The organism is uncultured Corynebacterium sp., from assembly GCF_945649885.1.
GTDB lineage: Bacteria > Actinomycetota > Actinomycetes > Mycobacteriales > Mycobacteriaceae > Corynebacterium.
Genome location: NZ_CALZFS010000059.1, coordinates 1 through 15,834, shown reverse-complemented (window position 1 = coordinate 15,834; position 15,834 = coordinate 1). Strand labels below are relative to the sequence as shown.

Sequence of the window (15,834 nt, the reverse complement as noted above, 5' to 3'; positions counted from 1 at the left end):
GGGTGGAAGTCCCCTGAAGGTGAAGGTGGTTTAACTTCTAGCTGATGGCAACTGCATCATCGTGAGGTGATGTGGGAAGGAAGCTTCAAGCAAATATCTGCACTGAGGTACACAAATCACATATAAGGCCTGGTTGTTGGGGTAAGGCGGCAAAGATCGTCGAAGCCCGTTCCACCGAAACAGCAGCTGGGTAGATGTGGCAGTAGTAGATGGAAAGTACATGTTCTTAACCGGGGAGGCCTGTCCCAGTGCCCATCTTCAAGGCTCTGATGTGGGCGGATCAGCTCTAAGGGTTGATCTGATGGGGCAGGAGTCAGCCGAGGTCATAGTACCGCTGGGATCACCACGGTTCGTGGGTGAAGAGAGCGGGAAGGGCCGAATCTTATATCTATGTGTTGTGAGCAGGTGTGCTGGATATGACTGGTGATGATCGCAGCCAACCCACGAACGTGGGTCACCATGGTGAGGATAGGGTGAATCCCGAAGATAACCAGAGTGGGCGTAGTCAGTTGTCGGCGCATGCCTGTAATGACACTGGCGGTGAGCGGAGTCTGTGGGAGAAAGTGTTTTCTCGCCGGAATCTGTTTGCTGCACTGGAACGTGTTGAGACTAATCGGGGTGCACCAGGTGTGGACGGATTAACTACGCAGGAGTTGCGGAGTTGGTTGGTTGATCATTGGGTGGATATTCGGTCTTGTCTTGATGCGGGGACATATAAGCCGATGCCGGTGCGCCAGGTGCCGATCCCGAAGCCTGATGGTGGTCAGCGTCTGCTTGGTGTCCCGACGGTGTTGGATCGGCTGATCCAACAAGCTCTTGCCCAGGTGTTGACACCGGTGTTTGATCCGGGGTTTGTGCCTGTGTCGTATGGCTTTAGGCCAGGTAAGAGTGCTCACATGGCTGTGAACGTTGCCCGCGCCCTGGTCAATCAGGGTTATGTGTGGGTGGTTGAGGTTGATCTGGAAAAGTTCTTTGACCGGGTTCACCATGACAAGTTGATGGCTCGTGTGGCACGCAAGGTAGATGATAAGCGCGTGTTGAAGCTGATCCGGGCGTATTTAATGGCCGGGATCATGATCGACGGTGTGGTGTCGCGCAGTGGTGAGGGGACTCCGCAGGGGTCGCCGTTGTCACCGTTGTTGAGCAATATCATGCTGGATGACTTTGGCCAGGAGTTATGGGCAAAGGGCACTCGTTTTGTGCGTTATGCCGATGATATTCGGGTGTTTGTGAAGTCTAAACGTGCTGCTGGACGGGCATTGGATCAAGCGTCCAAGGTGTTGGAAGGCAAGCTGAAACTCAAGGTTAATCGAGATAAGTCCACGATTGCACATGCTATGAAGGCCCAGTTGCTGGGTTATGCGTTTTACCCATCACGTGAGGGCTATAAGTTGCGTGTTGCTGGTTCGGCGGTAGCTAGGTTGAAGCAGCGGTTGCGTGAGTTGACCTCGCGTCGGTGGGGTGTGGATATGGATTATCGGATTGACCGGATTAATCGGTATGTCCGTGGGTGGATGGGGTATTTCCAGTTGGCGGCCACTCCGGGTGTGTTTAAGCGCTTGGATGAGTGGTTGCGTCGGCGGATGCGTCAGATCTTATGGAAGCAGTGGAAAACTCCGCAGGCTAGGCGCCGTAATTTGCGGTGTTTGGGCTTGTCTGAGTATCAGATTGGCAAGGCTACTTTATCGGCCAGGTCGTATTGGGCTGTTGCTAAGACCCCGACGTTGCATAAGGCGTTGGGCACTGCGTACTGGGTTAATCGGGGTTTGTTGATGTTATTTACCGCGTGGAATCGTCGTCAGATCACAGTGATGTAGGAAACCGCCGTATGCGATGAACCGCACGTACGGTGGTGTGAGAGGGAGGCGGGGAAACCCCGCCCCCTACTCGATTCCCACCCCAAGGTGAATTAAGGTTAGCGTATCCTTAATTGTTCTGTGTATGGTGGTTGATGGTTTAACCTCGGATTGGAGTTCCTCATGAGTAATGCAAGCCTGCTGTGGTGTCACTCGGGAGTCGTTGATGTCTATGTTGATGAACGCACCTTCACTCTCGTCGGTGGCGATCTGCTCTTTGCTCCGGATGGCGCCATCTGGAATGACACCTCGGAGGGGCTGGTGTTGGATATTCGTTTCCGGAACATCGCGATTGAAGGACCGGCACGTCACATCCATGTCGGCTTGGCCTGGGCTGAACGCATGGTCTTTGAATATTCACGTTCCCTGCTGGGTGAGGTGGCAGCGAGTGGGGATGTGGAGAGGCTCTTTACTGACCGACTGCCCACTCCGGCGTTGCCGCTTCCCCGACATGCCCGCGCGGTAGCCCAGGCACTCGTGGAGAATCCCGCCGATCAGACCAGTCTTGAGGAATTCGCAGATCAGCGTGGGGTGGTGGCGCGCACGCTGCAGCGCCAGTTCTTGAGTTCCACTGGCTATTCCTTCAGCGAGTGGCGGGCCGCCCACCGCGTGTGTGTCGCGGCAAGTCTGCTGGCACATGATTTCAGCATCTCCGTGGCAGCGAACCTGGTCGGCTTTGCGGCCACCAGTAGCCTGACAAGAGCTTTTCGACGCCACACCGGCGCCACCCCATCTACCTTCACCGCCAGCTCCGTCGGCATGGGATCTGCTGGTCTACCATCGGTCATCCCGGCACAGACTTCCTTTGCCGAAGCCACCCGTGATCAACAGTTGTGGATCTACAGCGGCACCGCGACTGTCACCACACCCGGCTACTGCCGTTTCCTGACGCAGGGCGATATGGCCACCATTCCGGCTGGCACCCAGACCCGCATTGATGTGGCTGCCGGTTCCATCGTCCTGCCTGTCCCCATCGGAGCAGGGGAGCGGGGAATGAGTCTGCGGGAGGCGGTTGTTCTGCGCCATCAGGAACCCGGTGCAGCCCTGAATATTCTGGAACAGGCTCACTTGAGTGAGGAGCTTTTGAACACCCCGATTCCTGCTTTGGTCTGATTATTCCCCGTGCTGATGTGTGCAGGGGGGGAGTGGGGAACAAAAACTGATCAATGCTCGTTGTTTTAGCAGTAGTGCAAAATCTAACGAAAGGATCGGGGACCTCTTGCGTAGCAGTAATCCCGTTTTCAGTTCACTGACGGAATCCCAGCGGACCCAGGGCCAGAACCCATACGGTGGTTACGACCAGTTCGGGGGCCAGTACCAGACCGATTACAACGCCCCTCAGCAGACTGAGCGCCCGATGACGGTTGATGACGTCATCACCAAGACCGGCATCACCCTGGGCGTCATCGTGGCCTTCGCCCTGCTCAACTTCGGCATCATGATGTTTGTCAGCACCGGCTTGGCCATGATCCTGACCATCGTGGGTGCCATCGGTGGTTTCATCACCGTGCTGATCAGCACCTTCGGCAAGAAGTACGGCTCAGCAGCCGTGACCCTCATCTACGCCGCTTTCGAAGGCCTCTTCGTCGGCGGCATCTCCCTGCTGTTCTCTGGTTTCCTGCAGGGTTATGACGGTGCAGGTGCCATGATCGGACAGGCAGTCGTGGGTACCCTCGGTGTCTTCCTGGGCATGCTCTTCGTTTATAAGACCGGCGCCGTCAAGGTCACCCCGAAGTTCAACCGCATCATCACCTCCATGATGATCGGTGTCCTCGTGCTTGTCCTGGGCAACCTGGTCATGTCTCTGTTCGGCTTCGGCAGCCCACTGCGTGACGGGGGCATCCTCGCCATCGTCTTCTCCCTCTTCTGCATCGGCCTGGCAGCATTCAGCTTCCTCACCGACTTCGATGCAGCTGACCGCATGGTCCGCCAGGGAGTTCCAGCCAAGATGGCCTGGGGTGTTGCCCTCGGCCTGGCTGTGACCCTGGTCTGGCTCTACACCGAGATTCTCCGCCTGCTCAGCTACTTCCGTGGTGACTAGGTAAGTCAATAAAAGACCTCCGGCCCCACACTCAGTGAGTGTGGGGCCGGAGGTCTTTTCACCAACGGGGATTTACAGGAAGACTGCTTCGCCGTCGACAGCAACCTGGGAGAATGCCAGGCCCTGGGAAGTCTCAGTTGGGAAGGTCAGCTCAACCTCAACGTCCTCGGTGACGGTCTGCTCGCCTGCAGGGGTGAAGGTGATGCGTGAACCGGTGCCGGCTGCGCTTTCTTCATCCCAGGAATCCCACTCGATCTCAGTGAGCTGGTCGCTGTTGTCAGCACAGTTCAGGGAGATGGTCGCAGGCTCCTGTGCCGGTGTGGAAACACAGTCGATGTAGCCGGGCAGCTCCGCGGCAGCAACCTCAGAGGTCGTCGCGCGTGCAGAGGTGGTGGCGCTCTGGGAAGGAGCGGCAACCTCGGTGGCGGTGTTCACCTTGAGATCAGAATCATTCTCATTAGGTGGGGTGCACGCAACCATTGCAAAGGCGGCAACAGCGGTGGTGCCGGCGATCAGGAGCTTACGGGAAAGAGTGGTCATCAGAGATCAAAATCCTTAGTTCTTGCCGCGCAGGGAGGCGGCCTTCTCAGAATTGTATGGTTCAGCCGCAACAATCGTAACTGAAACGACGGTGCCATTGGGTGTACTGTACTCACGGGTTTCACCCTCGTGGGCACCCAGGATGGCGGCACCCAGTGGGGACTGCTCTGAGTAGGTCTCCAGGTCTGGGTTCTCAGAGGCTGCAGCACGGGTACCGATGAGGAAGGTTTCCTTGTCAGACTGGTCACCGTCGTAGTACACGTGGACGACGGAGCCGATGTTGGCTACGCCCTCAACCACACCTTCACGCTCGGTGGTGGCGTTCGCGAGAACCTCAGAGATCTGCTTGATGCGGGCCTCTTCCTGGTCCTGCATCTCACGCGCAGCATCATAACCGGCGTTTTCCTTGAGGTCACCCTCCTCACGACGTTCGTTGATCTCCGCTGCAACAAGCGGGCGGCGGGCGATGAGAGTGTTGAGCTCTTCCTCCAACTTGGCCTTAGTTTCAGGCGTGATGTACTGCTTTGGTGCACTTGCCATGGTTATTAACCCTCCCGGGAACAGTAGAGGTGGATATCGCTGCATCATCTCGAGCCTGCATGACACAGGCCCCAGGGGGACCCGGGGCCAATAATCAAGTTTTTCATGCAGGAGTTGACCGATGATGTCAACGCACGTTTTCTGGGTGTGATTTTAGCACAGCCTCAAAATGGGCTATCAGAGGTTCATATGTGAGGGAATTGTGGTGGAACAGCCGTAGACACCACCGGAGACAGCAGGCTCACGGGTCGGGATCTGAGTGGTGACACGGACCACCGTTTCAGTGCTGGGTTCAACGAGGATCTCACGGCGGCCAACCTCTGCATGGGAGTAGGCGAGGGCCGTGACAATACAGTAGGTGGGTTCTTCCGGATTGTCGCGGGTGATGTCCACATCCATCTGGAAGGTGTGGTCGTCGATACGCTCAAAAGCCCCCATGGTGCCGGTGACCGTCTGGGTCTCACTACGCTGCATGAACTGGACGAAGGCGATCACGAGTGCAACAACAATCACCACTGCCAGTGCTGCAATGACCTTGCCCGTCCAGTTATTGGTGGCCATGGTTTCACGGTCACCGCGGTAGCGGGATGCGGGACGTTCCGTTGCTCCGGGAATTTCAGAGGCTCCGGAGGCGTTAGAAGGGGAGTTGGAGTTGTTGCTCATAGCGAAGTTCGTCGACATCCTAAAACGGCCGTGCGTGGACACACTGCCCAGCCAGGGGCTGGAGTGCATGTGGAAACACTTCTACATCTTAGTCACACTCGCTGAAAGCGATAACCGGGGTTGGTGGACTTCGGTCTATCATGAACTGGACGCATATCAACAAAAATATTTACCCGAGCATCTTAAAGGAAGCCCACGCGGCTTTGAGGAAGGATGATTACACGTGAGTGGTCTACGCCTGTTGGCGATCCACGCCCACCCAGACGACGAGGCCAGCAAGGGCGCTGCCACCATGGCTCGTTATGTCTCTGAGGGCAATCAGGTCATGGTTGTCACCTGCACAGGTGGTGAACGTGGTGACATTCTGAACCCGGCCATGGATAAGCCCGGCGTGTTGGAGAACATCACCTCCATCCGTCGCGATGAGATGGCCAAGGCGATTGAGATCCTGGGAACAGAACACCGCTGGTTGGATCATGAGGACTCCGGGCTGCCGCAGGGCGATCCACTGCCACCACTGCCGGAAGGCTGCTTCGCACTGGAAGACAGTGAAGTGATCACCCGTGAACTAGTGGAGATCTTCCGCGAGTTCCGCCCGCATGTCATCATCACCTATGACGAGAACGGTGGTTACCCACACCCGGATCACCTCAAGGTCCATGAGGTGTCCATGCTGGCGTGGGATAAGTCCGGCGATGAGGACTACGCACCGGAACTCGGTGCCGCCTGGACACCGTTGAAGCTCTATTACTCCCATGGTTTCATCCGTCAGCGGATGGAGATGTTCCATGACCGCCTGGTCTCCATGGGTGAGCCGAGCCCCTATGCACCGATGATTGAGCGCTGGGAGCGGAACAAGGCTGACATCATGGCACGGGTGACCACGCAGGTGACCTGTGATGAGTTCTTCACCAAGCGTGATGATGCCCTGCGCGCTCACGCCACCCAGATTGATCCTGCGGGAGCATTTTTTGGAACTCCTGTGGAGGTGCAGCGTAGGCTATGGCCGACAGAGGAATTCGAACTGGCAAAGACCAGAGTGAAGACCTCAATCCCAGAGGATGACCTGTTTGCCGGAATTGACCCGGAAACTGTTTAAGACTCTCATGACGGATCAGATCCTTTAAGGAAGGACTTTTAGGCGTGATTGACATCAGCCCAGTGTTGAATACCGCAGCCAGCGTGTATAACAACACGAATCTCATCATCCTTGCCCAGCAGGAGCAGGGTGGCCCACTCGGCCCGGAGTTCGGCAAGGCCTCTCCGATCGGCCTGCTGGTGCTGGCGCTCCTGGGTGCCGCCATTTTGACCCTGGGTTGGATGTTCCACCGCCGTTGGTCACGGATGAACCGTCGTCGTATCTTCGCTGAGCGTCACGGCCTGGACCCCTTTGACATTGAAGGGGTCAAGAAAGCCATGGCTGAGGTCGGTCTGAATGATAAGTCCAAAAAGGGCTTTCTCTAAAACAAAAGTATGGTAGGGTCTTTTTCATGTTCGCAGCACGATTTTATTTCCGTCCGGCTCCGGGGTCTTCCCTCGCAAGCTGGCCGTTAGTCGTGCCAAGCTAAACGCGAACAAGATCCAGGAGCCGAGCAGCACCTCCCCGAAAGGGTAGAGGGGCTGCTTTTTTGTTTCCCATGTATTTCTCCCATCAGTTTCCCCTAGTTTTTCTCTGAAAATAGATTTCCTTTGAAAGGCAATTCGAATGAGCTCTCCAGTTTCCCTGACCAACTCGGCATCCACCAGCAATAAGCGTGTGGTGGCTTTTCATGAGTTGCCCAGCCCGGAAGAACTGATCCAGGCCAACCCACTGACGGACCGGCAGGCCGAGAAGGTGGAGCAGGACCGCCAGGAGATCGCGGATGTCTTCGCCGGTGATGATGATCGCCTGGTGGTTGTCATCGGACCGTGCTCTGTCCATGATCCGGAGGCTGCCATTGATTACGCCAACCACCTGGCGCCGCTGGCCAAGCGTCTTGACCAGGACCTGAAGGTCGTCATGCGTGTCTACTTCGAGAAGCCACGCACCACCGTGGGGTGGAAGGGTCTGATCAATGATCCACACCTGAATGAGACCTACGATATTGCTGAGGGCCTGCGACTGGCACGCAAGGTGCTCATCGATGTGGTGAACCTGGATCTCCCGGTGGGTTGTGAGTTCCTGGAGCCCAACAGCCCGCAGTACTACGCGGATGCTGTTGCCTGGGGTGCCATCGGTGCCCGCACCACCGAATCCCAGGTCCACCGTCAGCTGGCGTCAGGCATGTCCATGCCGATCGGCTTCAAGAATGGCACTGACGGAAACATCCAGGTGGCCATCGATGCGGTGGAATCTGCACGCAACCCTCACTTCTTCTTCGGCACATCTGATCAGGGTGCCCCATCGGTGGTGCAAACCGCAGGCAACTCCAACAGTCACATCATCCTGCGTGGTGGAACCTCCGGCCCCAACCATGACCCGGAGTCCCTGGCACAGGCCACCGACAAACTCGGTGAAGATGCCCGCCTGATGGTGGATGCCTCCCACGCCAACTCCGGCAAGGATCATGTCCGCCAGGCCGGCGTGGTCCGTGAGATTGCGGAACAGATCGCCAATGGCAATGAGGCAATCGCCGGCATCATGGTTGAATCCTTCCTCGTCGGTGGCGCGCAGAACCTGGATCCTGCGAAACTTCCGATCAACGGCGGTGCAGGTCTGGTGTACGGACAGTCAGTGACTGACAAGTGCATTGATATTGACACCACCGTGGATCTGCTGGGCGAATTGGCAGCTGCAGTGCGTCAGCGCCGTGCCCAGTAGCTGCGCTTTGACAGGGGAGTGAGCGACAAGTCCACCCTGGGGACTACACTGTCATACGTGTTGAACCTGCCCAGACTGCTGTACCCGTTATATGAACGCCGGCTTCTCAAAGAGCTTGACGGCGCAAAGCAGCCTGGGCATGTCGCCATCATGTGTGATGGAAACCGCCGCTGGGCCCGGGAAGCTGGATTTGCCGATGTTAGCCACGGACACCGGGTTGGTGCCAAGAAGATCGGCGAGATGGTCCGCTGGTGCGATGATGTGGATGTTGACCTGGTCACCGTCTACCTGCTCTCCACGGAGAACCTGGGCCGTGATGATGCTGAACTGCAGCTCCTCTACGACATCATTGGTGATGTAGTGGATGAACTGGCCCTTCCTGAAACCAACTGCCGGGTCCGTCTGGTGGGCCACCTGGACCTGCTGCCGAAGCACTTTGCGGAGCGTCTGCGTGACACCGTGTGCAAGACCGTGGACAACACCGGGGTGGCAGTGAATATCGCTGTCGGTTATGGCGGACGGCAGGAAATCGTAGATGCAGTACAAAACCTGCTCACAACGGGTAAGAATGATGGTAAGACTATCGATGAATTGATTGCCTCAGTAGATGCTGACGCAATTTCCACTCACCTGTACACATCGGGTCAACCAGATCCTGATCTGGTGATCAGAACCTCCGGCGAGCAGCGGCTTTCCGGTTTCATGTTATGGCAGGCTGCGTATTCGGAGATCTGGTTCACTGATACCTACTGGCCGGCATTTCGAAGGGTTGATTTCCTCCGGGCGTTGCGTGACTACTCGCAGCGAAGCAGACGGTTCGGAAAGTAGTCACCGCCTTCAAGGAGCACCATGTCGAACACTGTCGTCACGTTTGAATCCACCTATGGTTCCACCCGGGACTATGCAGAGGAACTGGCTGAACGTCTGAACACTCAGGCACTGCCCTATGAGGATGCCAAAGCAGCTCTGGTAGCAGATCCCGAGGCGGCAGTGATCGTCTTGGGGCCTGTCCATGGCCCCAGCAATGCCGGTGTGGACTTCATCAAGTCCACTCCTTTGGAGGGGCACCGGGTGGCACTGTGTACCGTCGGCATGACCCTGGATGAGGTTGCGGTGGCCAAGGATGGTGCCAAGGGACCCCTGGGAGACAAGGCGGAGGCTGTCACCCGTTTCTACCTGCCTGGTCGGATGAACTACTCAGAGCTGTCCCAGGCACACCGATCAGTGATGTGGACTGTGGTGAAGATGCTCAAGATGAAACCGAAGAAGAACGACAATGATCGTATGATGATCGACACCTTCGATACCGATGTTGATCGTGTCGACTTCTCCAGGCTGGACCCCGTGGTGGACTGGGCACACGCCTAAAGTTTGCGCATGCGTACCCGCTCAACCTGGTGATCAGCACCTTTACGCAGCACCAGTGAGGCACGGACCCGGGTGGGGAGGATATTTTCCACCAGGTTGGGTAGGTTGATGGACTGCCAGATCTCACGGGCCACGGTGCTGGCCTGGGTGTCACCGATGTCGGCATAGTGCTTGAAGTGGGCGCCGGGGCGTCGGAACGCGGTGTGGCGCAATTCCAGGAAGCGGTCGATGTACCAGCGTTCAATGTCCTCGGTGCGGGCATCAACATAGACGCTGAAATCAAAGAGGTCACTGACCATGAGTGTCGGGCCGGTCTGCAGCACGTTGAGCCCCTCAACGATGAGGATGTCCGGCTGGTTGACGGAGACGAACTCATTCGGGATGCGGTCATAGGCTGTGTGGGAATACACCGGTGCCTTGACGTTGTAGCGTCCTGATTTCACATCGGTGACAAAGCGGAGCAGTGCGCGCTGATCATAACTTTCAGGGAAACCCTTGCGGTTCATGATGCCGCGCCTCTTCAGCTCCTCACCGGGGTAGAGGAAACCGTCGGTGGTCACCAGGTCCACCCGGGGGTGGGTATTCCACCGTTGCAACAACACCTGCAGCAGGCGGGCGGTGGTGGATTTTCCTACCGCAACAGAGCCGGCCACGCCGATGACAAAGGGGACATGTGCGCTGGGCAGGTTGTGGCCTGAGGAGGTACCGAGGAAGGTTTCCGTGGCGGTGGTGAGTTCCTGGCGGGCGCTGACCTGGAGGTGGATCAGGCGTGACAGGGGGAGATAGACCTCTGCGACTTCTTCCAGGTCAATGTTTTCACCGATGCCGCTGAGCTCGATGACTTCCTCTTCAGTCAGTACCTGGGGCATTGACTTGCGCAGTTCACGCCATTGGGATCGGTCGAAATCCAGGTAGGGGCTGAAATCCGGGACGCGGTGGGAATTGCGGGAGGGGACTGAATCTTCTGCGGGGTTTTTTACCGAAGCCTGCGTGGAAGAATTCGGACCGTTGAGCGGAGCTGCCATGGGTTCCATTGTGCCTGTTGGTTCTTCCCCATGTGACCTCGGGGTTGTGATTGGGGCAACAGGGAGGTGGTTGGGTCATCTTGTATGAGGGCCGGTGGGGGTGGTCTTTAAGGTGGTCTCCACAGGCGGAAAGAGGCACGTTAATTAATGGGCGCCGACCCATACTTTTCTATATGGGTGCAACAGGTCTATGATTGTTGGCGTATCTGTCCCGTGCGTGAGGTCTTACACGCGGGATTCGTCTTGTGAAAGGTTAGCTGACCTGATGACCGATGCCCACCACGCGGATGATGTCCGTTACCAGCCATTGAGCGAGCTTGATCCTGAGGTGGCCCAGGCCATCGCGGGTGAGCTCACCCGACAGCGCGACACCCTTGAGATGATCGCCTCCGAGAACTTCGTTCCCCGTTCTGTACTGCAGGCACAGGGTTCCGTTCTCACCAATAAGTACGCAGAAGGTTACCCGGGCCGCCGATACTACGGTGGTTGCGAGCAGGTTGACATCGTGGAGGATCTGGCGCGTGACCGTGCCAAGGCTCTCTTCGGTGCTGAATTTGCCAATGTCCAGCCTCACTCCGGCGCGCAGGCCAACGCGGCTGTGCTCATGTCCCTGGTTGATCCGGGTGACAAGATTATGGGTCTGTCCCTGGCCCATGGTGGTCACCTGACTCACGGTATGAAGCTGAACTTCTCCGGCAAGCTCTATGATGTTGCCGCCTACGGCGTTGATCCTGACACCATGTTGGTGGATATGGATCAGGTCCGTGAGCAGGCCATCAAGGAACAGCCGAAGGTTCTCATCGCCGGATGGTCCGCCTACCCACGTCACCTGGATTTCGCGGCTTTCCGCGAGATCGCTGACGAAGTTGGCGCGAAGCTCTGGGTTGATATGGCCCACTTCGCCGGTCTGGTTGCTGCTGATCTGCATCCGAACCCGGTGCCACATGCCGATATCGTCTCCTCCACGGTTCACAAGACCCTGGGTGGTCCACGTTCAGGCATCATCCTGGCTAAGAAGGAGTACGCCAAGAAGTTGAACTCCTCTGTCTTCCCAGGACAGCAGGGTGGCCCACTCATGCATGCGGTTGCTGCTAAGGCCACTGCCCTGAAGATCGCCGGCACCGAGCAGTTCGCCGAGCGTCAGGCACGCACCATCGAGGGTGCACAGATTCTTGCTGAGCGTCTCACCGCATCTGATGCGAAGGCTGCTGGCGTGGATGTTCTGACCGGTGGCACTGATGTGCACCTGGTTCTGGCTGATCTGCGCCACTCCGAGATGGATGGCCAGCAGGCTGAGGATCTCCTGCACGAGGTTGGCATCACCGTCAACCGCAATGCGGTTCCTTTCGACCCACGCCCACCAATGGTCACCTCCGGTCTACGCATCGGTACCCCGGCCCTGGCTACCCGTGGTTTCGACAATACGGCCTTCACCGAGGTTGCGGACATCATCGGTACTGCCCTGGCACAGGGTAAGTCTGCTGATATCGAGTCTCTGAGTGCTCGTGTGGCCAAGCTGGCTGAGCAGTACCCACTGTACGAGGGTCTGGAAGACTGGACCATCGTTTAGGCGGGAGTTACTGCTAAAGAAGGCATCGTCGGTTTTCTCCGTCGGTGCCTTCCTTAATGTTTAGAGGACCTTTGTGCGCGTTCTGATCATTGATAATTATGATTCCTTCACCTTCAACCTCGCCACCTACGTGGAGGAGGTCACCGGCAGGGCACCCACCGTGGTGACCAACGACCAGCCTGTTGATGAAACGCTTTTCGACGCCGTCATCATCTCACCCGGCCCCGGCCACCCTGGGGTTGTGGCTGATTTTGGTCGCTGTCGGGGTGTGATTGAACGCGGCGTGGTGCCGATCCTCGGAGTGTGCCTCGGGCACCAGGGCATTGCCCTTGCCCACGGCGGGGAGGTGTCTTTGGCACCTGTGCCGGTGCACGGCCAGGTGTCCAGGATCAGTCATGATGGTTCAGAGCTGTTTCAGGGTATTCCGGAGGATTTTGATGTTGTCCGCTATCATTCGATGATCGCTGAAGACCTGCCGGAGGTACTGGAGGCCACTGCGTTTACCGCTGATGGTTTGATCATGGCGCTGCGCCACCGTGAATTACCGCAGTGGGGTGTGCAATTTCATCCAGAATCTGTCGGTGGGCAGTTTGGACATAAGATCATCGCAAACTTCCTTGAACTGGCACGTGCACATGCTTACCGGTGGGAAGTTGCAGAGCAGCTTGTGCCGATCATCGTGGATCCGGCTGCGGTGTTTGAGACTCTCTTTGCTGATTCTGATCATGCCTTCTGGCTGGATGATCCCGCCGGCACCACCTATATGGGGGATGCTTCAGGTCCCCATGCCAGGGTCTGCACCCATCGGGTGGGAGGGGATGGTTTTTTTGACTGGCTGCGTGATGATCTGCGCCGTAACCGTGTGGCACCGGGGGGAGGCTTCCGCCTGGGCTGGGTGGGCTATCTCGGCTATGAGATGAAAGTTGAATGCGGTGCATCCAATAAATTCACCTCGCCCCACCCAGATGCCCAGTTGATTTTTGCTGACCGTGCCATTGCCATTGAACACAACCAGGTCCGGCTCATGGCCTTGGGGGGTCAACCTGAGTGGTTTGCTGAGATCGCCCGTGCACTGTCTGATCTGAGGTCACCCCGCCCGGCAGTGGTGTCAGACGTTGGACTGAAGATCCGTGATTCCCGCGGGGACTATCTGAACATGATTGCCCAGGCGCAGGACCTGATCACCCGGGGTGAGTCCTATGAGATCTGCCTGACCACCCAACTGACAGGTGCAGCAGAGCTGGATCCACTCGCGGCCTACCTGGCATTGCGTGCCTCTAACCCGACCTCCTATGGGTCCTATCTGTGTCTGGGGGAGATGGCGGTGCTTAGTTCCTCACCGGAACGTTTCATCACCATTGACTCGGCAGGCCATGTGGAATCTAAACCCATCAAGGGCACCCGGCCCCGTGGCGCGACTCCCGAGGATGACACAGCCATTGCTCTTGAGCTTGCCGCGAATCCGAAGGACCGCGCAGAGAACCTCATGATTGTGGATCTTGTCCGCAATGACCTGGCACGTGGTGCGCAACCTGTCACGGTGCAGGTGGATAAGCTTTTCGACGTCGAAACCTATGCCACCGTCCACCAGCTGGTAAGCACGGTCTCTGCAGAACTGGGGGATAAGGATCCCGTGGACTGTGTGCGCGCAGCCTTCCCAGGCGGTTCCATGACCGGTGCCCCGAAGATCCGCACGATGGAGATCATTGATGAGCTGGAGTCCGGTCCCCGTGGTGTCTATTCCGGGGGACTGGGCTATTTCTCCCTGGATGGTGCTGTGGATTTGTCCATGGTGATCCGCACCCTGGTTCTTACCCCGGGGCATCTGGAGTACGGGGTGGGCGGGGCAATCCTGGCCTTGTCTGATCCGGAGGCCGAATGGGAGGAGATCCGTGTGAAGACACGTCCCCTGCTGGGACTGCTGGGGGTGGAGTTTCCATGATGCAACTTCAGTGGGATGGTGATGGCCTGATTCCCGGTGGCGTGTCAGAGCCGGAGATCGTGGATTCCTATCTACTCCGTGACGGCCGTGTGGTGGGCCTCTCTGACCATGAGACCCGCTTTGCTGAGTCGCTCCCAGAGGTTGATCCCGTGGAGTTTCTCGTGGCTGTGCGTGAGGCACTTCCCACCACGGGAGAGTGGTTTCCACGGGTGGAGTGGGGGGCGGGGGAACTGGGTGTGGCGATCCGTCCGGCTCCGTCACTGCGCGATAGTTCCATGCTGTGGCTGTCTGACCTGGTTGATCCCCGCCGGGTTCCTGCTATCAAAGGCCCGGATCTGAAGGTGCTCACGCATCTGCGCAGGATCGCGATGGACTACCACTGTGATGACTGCCTGCTCATTGATCTTGATGGTGTGGTACTGGAGGCAGCCAATGCAGCGGTGGTGTTTTGGGAGGATCCGGCCACGGTGATTCTGCCCGCACGCAGGGTTCTACCTTCCATCACGGTGCAGCAGACTCTGCCGCTGTGGGAGGCTGCTGGCATCACGGTGGTACACCGTGATGTCCGTCAGCTCAATCTGGCGGCCTGGTGTGGCAGTTCCCTGCATGGTTGGACCCCGGTCACGCACTGGGGGCGGGGGGCCGGAAAAATAAAAGCAGCGCCTGCACCACCGGTTGAGGGGTGGAACAAGGCGCTGTGGGCGAAGCAGTCTGAGAAGGTTTAGTCTTCGGAGGCTACTTCTTCAGTGGTCTCTTCAGCTGTGGTGCGGCCTTCAGCCAGCTGCGTGCGGGCGGCGCGCAACCAGTCTGGCTGGTTTTCCAGCAGGGTTTTGATCTCAGCTGTGGTGAGAGGCTGATCGAGTTCATTCTTCTTCAGGGCCGTGATGGTGATACCCAGTTTCTGGGCGACAACGGGACGTGGGTGCGGTCCCTCACGGCGTAGGGTTTGGAGCCACTCCGGTGGATTTTCCTGCAATGCATTGAACTGATCATGAGTCAGTGCATTGTTCTGGAACTCCTCTGGCGTGGCGGGCAGGAACAGACCGAGCTTTTTGGCGGCGGTCTGCGGCTTCATGGCCGTGCCCGATGGCTTGCGTACAGATTCTTCGTTCACGCCCATAACGGTAGCATTACTTTCATGTTGACCTTAAGTTTCGTCACCGGCACTGAACCGGGCAAGTGGTTCACCCGTTTCAGAGAACGCACCCACCACGGCGGACTTGCCACCATCGATACCGATGATGCTCTGGGAGAACTGATCTCCGGTGCAGCGGATCTCGCCCTGACGAGGCTGCCGGATGCGCGTATCAGCGATGAGTTCTACGTGGTTGAGCTTTACCGGGAGGCACCGGGCATTGCGTTTCCCAAGGACTATTTCCTGACCGCTGCAGAAGGTGCTGTTAAAGCGGAAGAACTTGAAGGTGAAATCATCAATTGGGAAGTGCCGGAGTCCGGGGAGGTGGATGCAGCCGCGGTGCGTGATGCCCTC

The 15,834-nt window shown here is 57.6% G+C and carries 16 protein-coding genes and 1 pseudogene; 12 read left to right on the top strand and 5 right to left on the bottom strand.

Going from position 1 to position 15,834, the window contains the following annotated elements:
* Positions 1-416: 416 nt before the first annotated feature.
* The 3 genes from ltrA (at position 417) to Q0M74_RS07970 (ending at position 3,897) form a co-directional block, all read left to right on the top strand.
* Positions 417-1,817: a group II intron reverse transcriptase/maturase gene (gene ltrA, locus Q0M74_RS07980; protein ID WP_293953206.1), complete on the top strand. Its 1,401-nt coding sequence runs from the start codon at positions 417-419 to the stop codon at positions 1,815-1,817.
* A gap of 162 nt (positions 1,818-1,979) precedes the next feature.
* A complete protein-coding gene (locus Q0M74_RS07975; RefSeq protein WP_293953204.1) occupies positions 1,980-2,969 on the top strand; it encodes a helix-turn-helix transcriptional regulator in 990 nt (329 codons plus the stop codon).
* A 106-nt stretch (positions 2,970-3,075) separates the two neighbouring features.
* A complete protein-coding gene (locus Q0M74_RS07970) occupies positions 3,076-3,897 on the top strand; it encodes a Bax inhibitor-1/YccA family protein (protein ID WP_293953201.1) in 822 nt (273 codons plus the stop codon).
* A gap of 72 nt (positions 3,898-3,969) precedes the next feature.
* On the opposite strand, the gene Q0M74_RS07965 is transcribed toward Q0M74_RS07970, so the two are convergent.
* The 3 genes from Q0M74_RS07965 to Q0M74_RS07955 all read right to left on the bottom strand — a co-directional run bounded on the left by Q0M74_RS07965 (position 3,970) and on the right by Q0M74_RS07955 (position 5,640).
* Entirely contained in the window at positions 3,970-4,437 is a 468-nt protein-coding gene (locus tag Q0M74_RS07965) for a hypothetical protein (protein ID WP_293953199.1), read from the bottom strand.
* A gap of 15 nt (positions 4,438-4,452) precedes the next feature.
* Positions 4,453-4,977: a transcription elongation factor GreA gene (greA, locus tag Q0M74_RS07960; RefSeq protein WP_293953197.1), complete on the bottom strand. Its 525-nt coding sequence runs from the start codon at positions 4,975-4,977 to the stop codon at positions 4,453-4,455.
* A gap of 177 nt (positions 4,978-5,154) precedes the next feature.
* On the bottom strand, positions 5,155-5,640 hold the full coding sequence (locus Q0M74_RS07955; RefSeq protein ID WP_293953195.1) for a DUF4307 domain-containing protein: 486 nt from the start codon (positions 5,638-5,640) through the stop codon (positions 5,155-5,157).
* A gap of 223 nt (positions 5,641-5,863) precedes the next feature.
* On the opposite strand from Q0M74_RS07955, the gene mca reads away from it, so the two are divergent.
* The 5 genes from mca to Q0M74_RS07930 all read left to right on the top strand — a co-directional run bounded on the left by mca (position 5,864) and on the right by Q0M74_RS07930 (position 9,808).
* The gene (mca, locus tag Q0M74_RS07950) at positions 5,864-6,739 is read left to right on the top strand and encodes a mycothiol conjugate amidase Mca (RefSeq protein ID WP_293953193.1); all 876 of its coding nucleotides are present in this window, start codon (positions 5,864-5,866) and stop codon (positions 6,737-6,739) included.
* A 44-nt stretch (positions 6,740-6,783) separates the two neighbouring features.
* Positions 6,784-7,104 carry a hypothetical protein gene (locus Q0M74_RS07945; protein ID WP_293953191.1) on the top strand — a complete coding sequence of 107 codons (321 nt, stop codon included), beginning with the start codon at positions 6,784-6,786 and terminating at the stop codon, positions 7,102-7,104.
* Between the two features lie 241 nt (positions 7,105-7,345).
* Positions 7,346-8,440, top strand: coding sequence for a 3-deoxy-7-phosphoheptulonate synthase (locus Q0M74_RS07940; protein ID WP_293953189.1), 1,095 nt, complete (start codon positions 7,346-7,348; stop codon positions 8,438-8,440).
* Between the two features lie 57 nt (positions 8,441-8,497).
* Positions 8,498-9,268 (top strand): isoprenyl transferase, encoded by a 771-nt coding sequence (locus Q0M74_RS07935; RefSeq protein WP_293953187.1) that lies wholly within the window; start codon positions 8,498-8,500, stop codon positions 9,266-9,268.
* 21 nt (positions 9,269-9,289) lie between these two features.
* Positions 9,290-9,808 (top strand): flavodoxin domain-containing protein, encoded by a 519-nt coding sequence (locus Q0M74_RS07930; protein ID WP_293953185.1) that lies wholly within the window; start codon positions 9,290-9,292, stop codon positions 9,806-9,808.
* Here Q0M74_RS07930 and coaA read toward each other — a convergent pair.
* Positions 9,805-10,833: a type I pantothenate kinase gene (gene coaA, locus Q0M74_RS07925; RefSeq protein ID WP_293953183.1), complete on the bottom strand. Its 1,029-nt coding sequence runs from the start codon at positions 10,831-10,833 to the stop codon at positions 9,805-9,807. The two genes, Q0M74_RS07930 and coaA, sit on opposite strands and share 4 nt — an antisense overlap.
* A gap of 265 nt (positions 10,834-11,098) precedes the next feature.
* On the opposite strand from coaA, the gene glyA reads away from it, so the two are divergent.
* The 3 genes from glyA (at position 11,099) to Q0M74_RS07910 (ending at position 15,070) form a co-directional block, all read left to right on the top strand.
* Positions 11,099-12,403 carry a serine hydroxymethyltransferase gene (glyA, locus tag Q0M74_RS07920; RefSeq protein WP_293953181.1) on the top strand — a complete coding sequence of 435 codons (1,305 nt, stop codon included), beginning with the start codon at positions 11,099-11,101 and terminating at the stop codon, positions 12,401-12,403.
* A gap of 73 nt (positions 12,404-12,476) precedes the next feature.
* Entirely contained in the window at positions 12,477-14,345 is a 1,869-nt protein-coding gene (pabB, locus tag Q0M74_RS07915) for an aminodeoxychorismate synthase component I (RefSeq protein WP_293953179.1), read from the top strand.
* The gene (locus Q0M74_RS07910; protein ID WP_293953177.1) at positions 14,342-15,070 is read left to right on the top strand and encodes an aminotransferase class IV; all 729 of its coding nucleotides are present in this window, start codon (positions 14,342-14,344) and stop codon (positions 15,068-15,070) included. The genes pabB and Q0M74_RS07910 overlap by 4 nt, the downstream gene beginning before the upstream one ends.
* Here Q0M74_RS07910 and Q0M74_RS07905 read toward each other — a convergent pair.
* Positions 15,067-15,465, bottom strand: a complete 399-nt coding sequence (locus Q0M74_RS07905) for a DUF5997 family protein (protein WP_293953176.1) — start codon at positions 15,463-15,465, stop codon at positions 15,067-15,069. The genes Q0M74_RS07910 and Q0M74_RS07905 overlap by 4 nt on opposite strands.
* 18 nt (positions 15,466-15,483) lie before the next feature.
* Between Q0M74_RS07905 and Q0M74_RS07900 the strand changes: the two are divergent.
* Positions 15,484-15,834: pseudogene (locus Q0M74_RS07900) on the top strand (LysR family transcriptional regulator); the annotation flags it as partial.